The organism is Planococcus chinensis (genome assembly GCF_042681545.1).
Classification (GTDB): Bacteria; Bacillota; Bacilli; order Bacillales_A; family Planococcaceae; genus Planococcus; species Planococcus chinensis.
Map to the genome: position 1 here is coordinate 63,846 of NZ_JBHUFW010000005.1, position 11,709 is coordinate 75,554.

Consider the following 11,709-nt stretch of genomic DNA (forward strand, 5'->3'; position numbering starts at 1 on the left):
ACCTTCTATTTGTAGTTTCATTCAACTCTTTTAGGCTATCTTTTTGCTGCAGGCAGCCTTTTTGTAACGGCTCTGAATACCTTGGCCACGAATCCGCGGATCTCATGTACCGGGCGGACCTGGCTTCGGCTTTGCCACTGGATCCATTCGAGTGCGAGAATGCTGAGGATCAGCCAGATGGCGCCGGCAAAATAGCCTGCAAGCACATCGCTCGGAAAATGCGCTCCCAGATAGATGCGGCTGAGGCCGATCATTACAACGAGCACAGCCATAAGACTGATGGCCAAGCCTTTGACGAGTTCATTCACCCGGCTCCGCATGACCAGGTAGATGATAAATCCGTAAAAGATCAGGGAACCCATCGAATGACCGCTCGGGAAGCTGAACCCGATGGCGTCTATTTCCGGATTGATCGACGGACGCCCGCGTTCGTACAGGTTTTTAAGGAGGGTGGTCAAAAGCCCGCCGCCCCCTACTGCCAGGATAAAGAACAGGATGCCCCATTTATCTTTGTGCTGCGTCCATAAATACAGGATCGTGGCAATCGAGAATGCCGACAAAAACCAAACCGATCCCAATTCTGTAATGACAATCATGAGGATGTCGAGTCCATCACTGCCAATCGAATTGAAAAAACCGATGATCGTAGAATCGAAAGACCAGGCTTCCTGCTCCAGGGCTTCTTCTGCAATTTCGGTGAAGACTGCCAGAAACAGCATCGACAATCCGAGTCCGATGGCCAAAATAAGCACTGCAATGCCGACCTTTGTATTTTCTTTGATCATTGAATCGCCCCTTATCTAAATCTAAAACTGATTAATATATACCCCGCTGAACAGGAATTACTCTCCAAATCGTGCTTTGCTTTATGTAGATTTGCTTCTTTAATTCTGCCACAATCAATGGAAAGGGGTGAAATGATTTGGATCAGAAAATGAAAACCTTATTTGAAGATTCCCGGTCCACTGACAAAGAACGGCTGTATTCATCCTATCTAGCCATTTTGGCGGCTACCGAACAGCCAGTCAATTGGGCTTACGAAGTTTGGGACGGGCTGGTTGCCGACCTTGGCCATAAGGACAACCATCAACGTTCACGTGCTGCCCAATATTTGGCGAACTTGGCGAAAAGCGATCCCGATAAGCGGATGCTTGAAGATTTCCCGCGGATCTGGGCTGTGACGAAAGATGAGAAATTTGTCACGGCCCGCCATGCCCTCCAATCCATGTGGAAAATCGCACTCGCCGGACCGGAACAAAAAGCGCTGGTCACCCGTCACCTGAGCGGCCGGTTCCATGATTGCGAAGAGGAAAAAAACGGCACGTTGGTCCGCTCGGACATTCTGCAGAACTACCGGAATATCTACGACGTGCAGCAGGACAAAGAGCTTAGGCAAACCGCTTTGGAACTGATCGAGTCTGTCGAGGATCCGAAATACAAGAAAAAGTATAAAGCAATCTGGAAGTAAAATCAGTTTTTAGCCAGCGTTTTGCCGCCAATGTTCATTGCCATGACGCCGCTCCATGCAAAAGCGAGCGAAGCGATATAGAAAATGCTGGCGATGGTCAGGAAATCGGCCAGATAGCCGGTCGCGATGACGGCTAGCGCTGCGGCAGCCGATGTCCAAACATGGTAATTGCCGATCTGCTTGCCCGCTGTGTCTTTTGAGACGTAGCGGGCAAGAACTGTTTTTTCGGAGTTTTTCTGGACCGCACCAAGGACCCCCATGACAATCTGCAGAACGTAGACATGCCATATTTCAGCAGCCAGCGGAAAGAACAGCAGCGTCGCTGCCATGCCCCAGGAATACACCGCAAGCAGTGCCCTGTCGCCGAGCCGGTCGGCCGCTTTGCCGATCAGCGGATAGCAAAGCGCAGCCGTCAAGGCGAAGAGCCCGTATGCCCAGCCGAACTGGGCATAGCTATTGCCCACATTTTTGAGCAGCAGGATATAGAACGGGAAAATCATCGCCGAAGCCATGCCGACAGTCCCTTGATATGCGATAAAGCGCTTATGATTCATTGCCTGTACTCCTCATAAAACATATTCATAAAGCGGTGGTCCGGGTCAAACCGGTCCTTCAAGCGGAAGAATTCTTCTGTCCGCGGATAGGACTGGGCCATCTGCTCCTTGGTCGGATAGCCGTAATAAGGCAAATAATACGTGCCGCCATGATCCAGCGTGATCTCTACCATTTCCCGTACTACGCGTTCTGTATGCGCCATCCCTTCCGCGTCCGCCGTCTGGTTGATGAGGAGCACCAGCGCGAACATGTCCTCCCGTGCATAGGACAGCACGGCCCTGTCATTTTTGCCGACATAGCGGATGGTGACATTCAAAAGATTGAAATCCTTTTCCTGCTCGAGCATCACCTTCAGATCTTCGATATACGCGCTAAAGCCGGCAACCGGCACAAAGTATTCCTGGAGAATTTCGGTTTTGGTGTTGCTGTCGTATTCCATGAATTCGGAATCCGAGCGCATGGCATTGTTGCGGGTAATCAGCTTGCCCTCGACCGATTCGGCGTATGCCTTCTGCGTCTTCCAGAACGTTTCCTTTCCCCCATCGCTCAACCGGGCAAGCCCCAGGATCATCTTCGGCGCGGCAACCAGACGGTCTTCCTTCAGTTCTTGGTAATCGGCCATTACGGATTGGTCTTTGGCCGTGCGGTAATTGATGGCGTACATTTCTTCCAGAAAGGAATCGGGTGCGATCGAAATGCGTGCTAAATGCATTTTTACCGCTCTATCCTCCAGCACCCGATCTGTGAAATACGCACTGTATTCATCGTAATCAAACCGGCGGGACTCCATCTCGTACAGGGCATCATCCACCAATTCGAACGTCACATCCAAAATGATGCCGAACAATCCGTATCCTCCGACAACGGCATGGAAAAGTTCGGTGTTTTCGGTATGGCTCAATTGGAGGATTTCCCCTTCCGCATTCAAGAGGCGCAGCGATTCAACGGTGTCGATCATCCCGTTGTTCCGGATATCGAGGCCATGCGCCTGAACGCTGAGCGAACCGCCGATGGTAAAGATGTTTTGCGATTGGCTGACTCCGAGTGCGAGTCCGTATGGATTGATATATTCCTGAAGATCGTCCCACGTCGCGCCGCTTTGGGCTGTGATGGTCTTTTTCTGTTGGTCGAAATCGAGGATTTTATTGTACGGCTTCATGTCGAGCAAAATACCGCCGGGATACAAAGTATGCCCGCCCTGGCTATGCTGCATGCCGGCGATGGAAAGCACATCTCCATCCTTTTTGGCATCCAGGACCATCTCCTGCAGCTCCGATTCATCGGCTCCGGCTTTCACCGCTTTTATCTCGACGGGCAGGAGGCGGTCATGGGCTGCCGGGTCTGCGCTCTGCTGGGCTTGAAAATAGAAATAGGCAGACAAGCCGAAGAGGCACAGATAAATTCCTGCCGCTAGATATGGTTTCATGATAATCCCCCTGATTCCCTTACTGGACGCTTTCCTCCATTTTACACAAATTCCCTTTGCATGGTTATAGGCAAAAAAAATACGGCATCTTAAAGCGGCGCCGCCCTACTCTTGTTCATGCAGATAGTGTTCCAATTCGGTCAGGAAACTCCCTGCCAGTTCTTCCGTGATGCGCTGATTCACTTCCGCGAAGTCCGCTTCAAGCTTCCGGCTGATTTCTAGCGGCAGCTTGGCTGCCAGCTTTTTCGGAAGCGTATAGACTTCGTAGGTCAGAAACGCGGCTACAACCGGCAGCAATACATAGGCAGCCGGTACGCTGACAGCGACTGACCCGATACCGATGAGTAGGGCCAAAGCTTTGGCGACAGCTGTTTTTGCAATGGCAGCGAGGCCGATTTTCGCCAGTGCGCCCAATACGATGGGTTTGACAAACGAAACGATTCCTGAAGAAAAGATGGCCTTCCCCATATTCAGGATCACTGCTTTATAGGACGCTTTCCCTAAAATAGCGGCAACTTGCTTGAACGCACTCACCATCGTTTCCGATGTCAATTTCCCCAATACGGCTTTAGACGTCTTGCCTGCCTGTGTCTCCTGCTCCCGAAGCTCCATGATTTTCTGCAAATCCAGGTTGTCGAATAAAAGGCGGTGCGCCTCGTATTCGTCCTGGATTTCGCTGAGCCGTTTTTCAACACCGGCCAGCACTTCCTTCAAGCGCTTCTCATCCGAATAAAAAGCGATGAATTGTTCTTCCACCACTTTCGTAATCAGCGGCGTCAAATAACTGTCGATGGCAAAGCCGTCCACCGGTTTGTTGGCGATGAATGCCAGCAGTGATTTAGTGTATTCCCGGTTCGGCTTCGGCAGGAGCGTCCGCTGTATTTCCCCGTCCTTCCTCAATTTCAGCGTCAGCAGCTTCCGGTGATCCAACGCCGCCAGTTCTGCTTCCAGTGTTTTTTTTATGCTGCTGAACAGCAGTGGACTGTCCCGCAGATACAGTTCGCTGAAAGCTTCTGTATCCAGAAGATCTGCCAAAACCGCTTTTTCCATGCCCCCACCTCCGTCCGTCTATTCCCCTTTACCCACATTTGCGCTTCGCTAGCAGCAAACATTGAAAATCTGCCCTTTTGCCTCCAAAAATCCTGTAGAACCTTCCTGCGCCAATGGTCATTGGAAATATGTACAAATTAAGGAATCGATCCTTTGCATGTTTCTGCCTTTTTGAAAACAGGTAAATATATAGGAAACGCCTGAATTCCTTCTATTAAGAATTCTCCTGCGTTTAGTCCGGGGGTGCACTTATGAAATTTCTCGATTATTGGAGCTATCTGCTGTTGTCGCTTGCCAAGATTTTTCTATTCAGCGTCCTGACAGCGAGCGCATTCAATTTCAACTTCCTGCTCATCAATCTGGCCGCCATCCTGGTGATGACGAGCTGGGCGCTTTTGGTGAAAACACGCATCCGGAGATGGATCTTAATGGCTTCGCTGTTTCTTCATAGTACGCTCCTTATCTCAGACTTATGGTATTACCGATATTTTGAAGACCTGCTCTCCGTCGCCCTCCTCTCAGATATCGGGCAGATGGGAGATGTCGGAGGCGGCTTTTTAACCTTGATCCAAGCAAAGGACTTCCTGTTCTTTGCAGATCTGCTCTTGTTTGCAGGAGTCCTGCTTTATCTGCGGAAGCATCCTGTACCTGCGGATAAAAGCCGTTCTCGTTTTGCAGCGGCTGCCGGGTTCATTGTCGGCGTGGTCGGTTTCGCAGTGCCTTTGGCCTTGAGCTACGCAAACGGCGAGAAATGGATTGCGGATGACCCGATTTCAAACATGCGCGAGTATTACCAGCTCGGGTTTTGGGGCTACCACGGCGTTGATGCCGCCCGCGGAATCGGCGATGCACTCAACATCGGCGGCGAAGTGACGAAAGAAGAGACAGAAGCAATCCAAGAGCTGAACGGCGAGGTCATAGAAGCGGCAGCTCCAGGCACGAATGTCATCATCCTCCAGCTTGAATCGTTTCAGACTTCTGTGATCGGCCAGGAAATCAACGGCCAGGAGCTGACGCCGAACTTGAACCGCCTTCGCGAAGAAATGCTGTATTTCCCTAACTTTTTTCACCAGACCCATGAAGGCCGCACGTCCGATGCAGAATTTGTCGTGAATACTTCCCTGCATCCTGTGAAATCCGGTTCCGTCTATACACAATATGCGGACAATGAATTCGATGCCTTGCCGGAGCTCCTCAAAGAAGCCGGCTATGACACGGCAGCGATGCATGCCTTCGAGAAGGATTTCTGGAACCGCAACGATTTCTATAAAAAAATCGGCTTCAATCAATTTTTCAGCAAAGAAGATTTCCCGAAAAAAGAAGATATCGGCATGGCGTTGAACGACAAAGATTTTTTCACGACATCCGTCCAATTGATGGAAGAGCTGGATGAACCGTTCTATGCTTTCATGGTCGCGTTGACCAGCCACATTCCGTACGAAATTCCTGAAGAAGAAAAGCGGCTGGACTTGTCGGGCTATAATGATCCTTTGCTGCAGAACTACTACCACACCGTCCATTATGTCGATGCAGCAGTCGGGCTGATGATGGAGCAATTGAAAGAGAATGGCAAATGGGACGATTCGCTCGTGGTGTTTTATGGCGACCATGACAGCGGATTGACGGCCCCTCAAGATGAAATGGCACAAAAAGCAGGTGCCGATTCCCCGGTGGAATTGTTTGCTCTTGACCGCTCTGTACCGCTTTTCATCAAGCCCGCCAATTTGGAGGCAGGACGGACCGTTGAAGAAAACGGCGGCCAGATGGATATCGCACCGACCGTACTTGATCTGCTCGGCCTGACACCGCCTTACATGCTTGGCGAGTCGCTTCTTGACGGCGAACCGAACTTGACGGTTTTCCGGGACGGTTCCTACCGCTACGGGAGCCTGTACTATGCACCGGATTTGACCCGCCCGAGCGGCAGCGGCAAATGCTACTCCGTTGATGACGGCAGCGAAGTGCCGCTTGGCGATTGCCAAAACCGGATCGGCGAAGCTGCAGAACAATTGCGTTTGTCGGATACGATCATAGAAGACGATGCACTGGCTGAAATTCAAAGCCACTAGACAAACGGACTTCTGTCCATTGCGGCGGACGCTTTCCGCGGGCTCGCGCCCCGCTGGAAAAACCGATGCTCCTGCATCGCTACGCTGCTTCGTCGCAAACAAGTTGGCAGAAGTACCTTCGGCCAACTGGCTCGCCGCCTCTATTCCCATCAGCCATTGTAGAATAAAGAAAAGGCCAAGGGAGAAAAAGCAATGCTTTTTCTCCCTTGGCCTTTTTGTTTTGAGCTTTTTGGACAACCCCTTTTTCATCTGACGATAAACCAATATACGCATATAATCCCAAAGTCCGACAACATATGGCTGATGATCGCCGCAGTGATCGAACCGGTCTTCTCCCGGATCAGCGCCCAGAACAGGCCGGCGGCAAATACAGGAATAACAGCTACCAGACTGAAAGTCAGGGAGAAAATCGGGATGATGGTGATGAGGTGGTACAGCGTATAAAAGGCAGCGGTTGTCAGGATGGTGAGATTCGCCGACATCTTTGGACGGAGTTTTGTGAACATATAGCCTCGCCAATAAAACTCTTCAAGGATGGGATTGGCCAGCAACAGGACCAGGATCAGCAGAACCTCTCCCGAACCAGTAAAGCCCCAGTCGAGCAAAAGCCGGCGCAGGGCTTCCAGGTCGAGCAGGTAAATATGGAGCCAGCTCAATCCTCCGAAGATGAATACGAAAAACAGCAGCCCGCTTCCGATGCCGACCAGCAATGCCTTTTTCGTCAGTTTGAAGCGCTCTTTCGGCGGCAGCATATCAATCAGCGGCACACCAAGAAGCCAGCTGTAGAACAATAGAAACGTAATCGCCACGTTCTCGAACAGTTGGAGTCCGACAAAAATCATCAGCGCCGGCCCGATCAAACGGCTGAATGTCTTCATACGGCTTCCCCTGCCTCCTTTTCAGACATAGATGCCAAAAACTGGTGAACAGCTTCATTGAACTTTTCGAAGGACTGCGGAGGCACTTGGTGGGTGCCTTTTTCTATGAATACGACCTGGGTCTGCGGCGCAGCCCTTTCAAACGGGATCCGGTAATGGTGCATCGGTGTTTCGAGAGAACCGTAGACGAGCAGGATCGGCATCTTCAATTGGTACAATGTATGCGTCGAATTATAGATGAGGCCAGCCTCGCAATACTCCGCAGCACGCTGGCCGTCCGCTTTTTTGCCGTACGCATAAATTCGCTGTTCGTCTTCCGGAAAACGCTTGTTCAATTTCGCCTGCAGCTTTGCCGCCATCGGAATCTGGCCTAAACGCGCCATCCATCTTACGGAATTGATGAAGAATTTCGGTGTGAAATTGTTCAATTCGGAAAAGCCGCCCGACAAAATGAGTGCATGCGTCCGTTCCGGAAACAGCAGCGCAAATTCCTGCGCAACCAGGCCCCCTTGCGAATAGCCGCACAGCACCGCTTTTTCGATTTCCAGCCGGTCGAGTAGCTTTTTCAGGTCATTCGCCAGGAGGTCGATCGTTATCGGCAATTCGCCTTTCGAACTTTGCCCGTGCCCGCGGATGTCATAGAAAATCGTCTGATACTTAGCTGCAAGTGGCCTCTGGTGCATGAAAACATTGTGGCCCATGACGAACGGGTGGATAAAGACAATGGGCAGCCCCTCTCCTTCAATTTTATAAAACAATGAAACCGAATCATCAATCCTGGCATATGGCATCGCAAAACCTCTCCTAACCGAATATATTGCTTGTTCCTCTACGATACCCTGAGCGAGCTCCCGCTAAAACCATTCTCTTCACAAGCAGCATTAGTTTTCATTGTTAATTTTCAGGAATGCTGCACATGAACTGGAAGTAGGAAAATCCTACGAAAAACGGCCCCTTTTCAAGGGACCGCCGTTATTTATATACAGTTTCAGATTTTAAATTCATGGTTTATCGCCCCATCCCACTTCAATTCAATGCTATCCTTTTCTATTCCATACAAGGTTGAAAGGATTGTATCCATTTCGCCTGCGCGGATCAAATGGTAAAATTCTTTTTTCATCTTTGAGATATAAGCTGTTTTTGACAGGGAATCCTTTTCGTCATGAGGAGCCAAATCTTTTTCAAAACGGCTCATTATTGCTAAATCATTCTTATCGAAATGATAAGGACTGCCATCAGGTGCTCTTTTAATCTTGAAAGGTTTTTCCAGAATCACATCACCATTGTTTTTAAACGAAAAATGATTGTGCTTGATTGAAGAAATGTCCGTAACAAAAATCGTTTTCTTCATCGCTGACACCCTTTCCGATTCAGTAATATAGTTCTTATAAATAAGAATATGCCACTTCATCGAAAAGTCAATTCTATATTCTACATCTATTTAACAGCATTTCTTCTCCCGCATCTCGAGGCTTTTCGAACGGCAGCATTCTAGGAGCAGGGCTGCAAAATTTCTATCACTCCGAAAATCCCCCGGCTGAAGCCACAGATGGCTAAAAACGCGGGATACCAGTTCCTCACAGGCGTTGGGGTCAACGTGGCTGCGGCTCGCGAAATTCCACAACATCCGGTGATACCGGTCATACAAGACAGACAGCGCTTGTTTGTCGCGCTTCGCCACTCTCTCCATCAACAACTCATCTCTGCTCAAAACTGCCCCCCCCTTTTGTTTTCTAATTGCCTCAGTTTATGCCGGATAAACATAAATATCTCGAATTCAGAGTTTTATTTAAAATATATATAAAATAACTCTAAGAAAGATGAGTTTATATAATTAAAAGAGACGATTTACCTAGCGTAACTGCTCCTTTTTCGAATGAATAATATCCCTTAAGCTATTCTTAATTCCATCGATTTATAGTACAATGCGAGCAATAAAACCAATCTGGAGAGGAGCATGGTCATGAATTTTGATTTGAACGAAGCTGTGGAAATTCTGGAACGGACGCCCAGGACTTTGGAGGTTTTCTTATCAGGCCTGTCCGACGGCTGGCTGGAATGCAATGAGGGAACGGATACGTGGAATGCGAAGGAAGTGGTCGGCCATTTGATTGAAGCAGAGATTTCCGACTGGATGCCACGGCTGAACATTATTTTGCAGGAAGGTGAAAACCAGCCGTTCCCGCCTTTTGACCGCTTTGCGCATCTCCAGAAAAACTCGCATTTGTCGATCGACGAAAAGCTGATGGAATTCCAGATGCTCAGAAAGCAGAACATCCAAAGATTGCTGGAAGCCGTAGATCCCATTGAACAACTGGAACTGACCGGCCTCCATCCTGACTTTGGCACCGTCAAATTGAGAGAACTCCTTGCGACCTGGGTCGTCCATGACCTCACCCACATCTCCCAAATTGTCCGGATCATGGCCGAGCGCTATCGGGCAGACGTCGGCCCTTGGGCAGCCTACTTGGGCATCCTGAACCGGTCGCTTCCGAAATGAAGAAAACCCTTCCTCAAAAGGAAGGGTTCTTTTTTGTACAAACGGCACTATTTTCGTGTGGCCGCTTCGTGGATTTCAAGGAAATATTCCGCCAGCAGTTCCGCCAGCTTCCCGTCAAGTGCGTAGTAGGCGTTGTCCGCTTGTTCAACGGCTTCATAGAACGCTTCTTCGGATCCTTCCCCATTTTCAAGTGCTATGTACCTTTGCAGCAGCGTTGCGCCATACTCCCCTTCGATTGCCGCATAACCGGCAGCGCCGATTTTCTCTAATGCCGCAATGAGGCGAAGGCCGAAATCCGTTCCTTTCATATCTCCGGAAAACCAATTCAACAAGATTTCATGGCCGCCGCTTTCCATTTCGGAATAATAATGAAACGCGAGGTATGCATCATCCAGCACTTCTTCGCCAGACGGATACTCCAGATTGCTGAGAACGCCGATGACTTCATTCCATGCTTTGTCTTTATCAATGCTGTTTTTTTCCATACTACAAGATCCTCCTCCTTTTACTTTAGTATATCAATCTGTCCTTCCTTGTTTAGCAAATCGCAAACGGGGTAAAAAAACATTATCATAAACAAGGGTGGGATCAGTATGCGCATGGGTTGTATGGGAAGCATCATCATTTCCATCATTCTTTCTATTCTTCTGACGTTGATATTAAACATGATGTTCTAATAGAAAAAAGAGCTTTTCCTCATTTATGGAGGAGAGGCTCTTTTTCGATTGTGACAACGCGATTCGTCTCGGCCGCTTCCATGATGGCCAGGATGACTTTCAACGATTTGAGCGCATCTTCGCCTGTTACAATCGGTTCCTGGTCCAATCGGATGGAGTCGATAAAAGCATCGATGACGCCGCTGCTTGTCTGGTTGTCGTTTGTTTGGATCGCTTCGAGCTGGTAATTCACTTTTTCGCCGTTGTCCATGATGATCTGGAGCTGGTACTGGTCGTTATGGTAGATTTTCAGGATGCCTTTCTCGCAATACACTATGGTGCTATTGTCTTCTTCACCGTAATAGGTCCACGAAAAAGCGGCATTGCCGATGCAGCCCTTTTCGGTCATCAAGCTGCACACCAGGTTATCGCACACTTCGATCGGTTCGCCGTTTTCATCAAGCTTATGCAGGGCTCCTTGGAATGCGCTGACCTGGACGATTTCATCGCCGAGCAGGTAATGCAGCAAATCGATTTTGTGGATGCCCAAATCCCCTCCTACGCCGAATCCCGAACGTTCCTTTTTAAAGAACCAAGTTGAGTTGGTTTTATTGATGCCCCAAGCTTCCGGCCCCGAATGCCCGAATGCCGTACGGAACGTCAACACTTTCCCGAGTTCGCCGCTTGCGAGGATTTCCCGCGCTTTCTGATGAGCCCGCGTGAAGCGCTGGTTGTGGTCGACCATCAGCTTTTTCCCGGACTTTTTCTGCGCCTCGAGGATTTCCCGGGCGTATTCCACCGTCAGCGAAATCGGTTTTTCGCACAAGACGTGCTTTCCGCTCAAAAGCGCCTGGGTGGAAAATAGATGATGGTGCTCATTCGACGAACAATCGCTGATAGCGATGATGCCGGGATCGGAAAACAATTCCTCCACGCTTTGCGCCACGGTTCCGCCGAACATCGCCGCCATAGCTTCCGAACGGTCTAGATTGCGGTCATAAAAGACGATTTCGTCGACATGCGGATTCGCTTTGTATTCAGGTGCATGGCGCATTTTCGTAATGGAGCCGCAGCCGATAATGCCTACTTTGAAGCCCATCCAATCCC

At 49.5% G+C, this 11,709-nt stretch carries 13 protein-coding genes; 3 read left to right on the top strand and 10 right to left on the bottom strand.

Annotation, left to right across the window (positions count from 1 at the left end; genetic code table 11):
• Positions 1-35 precede the first annotated feature (35 nt).
• Positions 36-785 carry a phosphatase PAP2 family protein gene (locus tag ACFSDB_RS07930; protein ID WP_204891767.1) on the bottom strand — a complete coding sequence of 250 codons (750 nt, stop codon included), beginning with the start codon at positions 783-785 and terminating at the stop codon, positions 36-38.
• 137 nt (positions 786-922) lie between these two features.
• Between ACFSDB_RS07930 and ACFSDB_RS07935 the strand changes: the two genes are divergently transcribed.
• On the top strand, positions 923-1,468 hold the full coding sequence (locus ACFSDB_RS07935; RefSeq protein ID WP_204891768.1) for a hypothetical protein: 546 nt from the start codon (positions 923-925) through the stop codon (positions 1,466-1,468).
• Between the two features lie 2 nt (positions 1,469-1,470).
• On the opposite strand, the gene ACFSDB_RS07940 is transcribed toward ACFSDB_RS07935, so the two are convergent.
• From ACFSDB_RS07940 to ACFSDB_RS07950, 3 genes are all read right to left on the bottom strand, one after another.
• Positions 1,471-2,022, bottom strand: coding sequence for an MFS transporter (locus ACFSDB_RS07940; RefSeq protein WP_204891769.1), 552 nt, complete (start codon positions 2,020-2,022; stop codon positions 1,471-1,473).
• Positions 2,019-3,449: an FAD-binding oxidoreductase gene (locus tag ACFSDB_RS07945; RefSeq protein ID WP_204891770.1), complete on the bottom strand. Its 1,431-nt coding sequence runs from the start codon at positions 3,447-3,449 to the stop codon at positions 2,019-2,021. The genes ACFSDB_RS07940 and ACFSDB_RS07945 overlap by 4 nt, the downstream gene beginning before the upstream one ends.
• A gap of 105 nt (positions 3,450-3,554) precedes the next feature.
• The gene (locus ACFSDB_RS07950; RefSeq protein ID WP_204891771.1) at positions 3,555-4,499 is read right to left on the bottom strand and encodes a hypothetical protein; all 945 of its coding nucleotides are present in this window, start codon (positions 4,497-4,499) and stop codon (positions 3,555-3,557) included.
• Positions 4,500-4,750: 251 nt separating this feature from the next.
• Here ACFSDB_RS07950 and ACFSDB_RS07955 point away from each other — a divergent pair, with 251 nt between their 5' ends.
• On the top strand, positions 4,751-6,568 hold the full coding sequence (locus tag ACFSDB_RS07955; protein ID WP_204891772.1) for an LTA synthase family protein: 1,818 nt from the start codon (positions 4,751-4,753) through the stop codon (positions 6,566-6,568).
• A gap of 245 nt (positions 6,569-6,813) precedes the next feature.
• Here the strand turns inward: ACFSDB_RS07955 and ACFSDB_RS07960 are convergent, their stop codons facing one another.
• From ACFSDB_RS07960 to ACFSDB_RS07975, 4 genes are all read right to left on the bottom strand, one after another.
• Entirely contained in the window at positions 6,814-7,446 is a 633-nt protein-coding gene (locus ACFSDB_RS07960; RefSeq protein WP_204891773.1) for a CPBP family intramembrane glutamic endopeptidase, read from the bottom strand.
• Complete coding sequence (locus ACFSDB_RS07965) at positions 7,443-8,237, bottom strand: alpha/beta fold hydrolase (protein WP_204891774.1); 795 nt, start codon at positions 8,235-8,237, stop codon at positions 7,443-7,445. The genes ACFSDB_RS07960 and ACFSDB_RS07965 overlap by 4 nt, the downstream gene beginning before the upstream one ends.
• A gap of 197 nt (positions 8,238-8,434) precedes the next feature.
• Entirely contained in the window at positions 8,435-8,797 is a 363-nt protein-coding gene (locus tag ACFSDB_RS07970; RefSeq protein WP_204891775.1) for a hypothetical protein, read from the bottom strand.
• 90 nt (positions 8,798-8,887) lie between these two features.
• A complete protein-coding gene (locus tag ACFSDB_RS07975; protein WP_377339934.1) occupies positions 8,888-9,136 on the bottom strand; it encodes an RNA polymerase sigma factor in 249 nt (82 codons plus the stop codon).
• A 273-nt stretch (positions 9,137-9,409) separates the two neighbouring features.
• Here ACFSDB_RS07975 and ACFSDB_RS07980 point away from each other — a divergent pair, with 273 nt between their 5' ends.
• Positions 9,410-9,946: a DinB family protein gene (locus tag ACFSDB_RS07980; protein ID WP_204891777.1), complete on the top strand. Its 537-nt coding sequence runs from the start codon at positions 9,410-9,412 to the stop codon at positions 9,944-9,946.
• A 47-nt stretch (positions 9,947-9,993) separates the two neighbouring features.
• Here the strand turns inward: ACFSDB_RS07980 and ACFSDB_RS07985 are convergent, their stop codons facing one another.
• A complete protein-coding gene (locus ACFSDB_RS07985) occupies positions 9,994-10,431 on the bottom strand; it encodes a DMP19 family protein (protein WP_204891778.1) in 438 nt (145 codons plus the stop codon).
• Positions 10,432-10,642: 211 nt separating this feature from the next.
• Complete coding sequence (locus tag ACFSDB_RS07990) at positions 10,643-11,701, bottom strand: Gfo/Idh/MocA family protein (protein WP_204891779.1); 1,059 nt, start codon at positions 11,699-11,701, stop codon at positions 10,643-10,645.
• Positions 11,702-11,709 lie beyond the last annotated feature (8 nt).

What these genes read in the sequence shown, in the direction of transcription:
- ACFSDB_RS07985 (WP_204891778.1), bottom strand. Translation starts at nt 10,431, where the DNA reads ATGGAAAAAAACAGCATTGATAAAGACAAAGCATGGAATGAAGTCATC.
- ACFSDB_RS07975 (WP_377339934.1), bottom strand. Translation starts at nt 9,136, where the DNA reads ATGGAGAGAGTGGCGAAGCGCGACAAACAAGCGCTGTCTGTCTTGTAT.
- ACFSDB_RS07980 (WP_204891777.1), top strand. Translation starts at nt 9,410, where the DNA reads ATGAATTTTGATTTGAACGAAGCTGTGGAAATTCTGGAACGGACGCCC.
- ACFSDB_RS07930 (WP_204891767.1), bottom strand. Translation starts at nt 785, where the DNA reads ATGATCAAAGAAAATACAAAGGTCGGCATTGCAGTGCTTATTTTGGCC.
- ACFSDB_RS07950 (WP_204891771.1), bottom strand. Translation starts at nt 4,499, where the DNA reads ATGGAAAAAGCGGTTTTGGCAGATCTTCTGGATACAGAAGCTTTCAGC.
- ACFSDB_RS07940 (WP_204891769.1), bottom strand. Translation starts at nt 2,022, where the DNA reads ATGAATCATAAGCGCTTTATCGCATATCAAGGGACTGTCGGCATGGCT.
- ACFSDB_RS07960 (WP_204891773.1), bottom strand. Translation starts at nt 7,446, where the DNA reads ATGAAGACATTCAGCCGTTTGATCGGGCCGGCGCTGATGATTTTTGTC.
- ACFSDB_RS07955 (WP_204891772.1), top strand. Translation starts at nt 4,751, where the DNA reads ATGAAATTTCTCGATTATTGGAGCTATCTGCTGTTGTCGCTTGCCAAG.
- ACFSDB_RS07990 (WP_204891779.1), bottom strand. Translation starts at nt 11,701, where the DNA reads ATGGGCTTCAAAGTAGGCATTATCGGCTGCGGCTCCATTACGAAAATG.
- ACFSDB_RS07945 (WP_204891770.1), bottom strand. Translation starts at nt 3,449, where the DNA reads ATGAAACCATATCTAGCGGCAGGAATTTATCTGTGCCTCTTCGGCTTG.
- ACFSDB_RS07965 (WP_204891774.1), bottom strand. Translation starts at nt 8,237, where the DNA reads ATGCCATATGCCAGGATTGATGATTCGGTTTCATTGTTTTATAAAATT.
- ACFSDB_RS07970 (WP_204891775.1), bottom strand. Translation starts at nt 8,797, where the DNA reads ATGAAGAAAACGATTTTTGTTACGGACATTTCTTCAATCAAGCACAAT.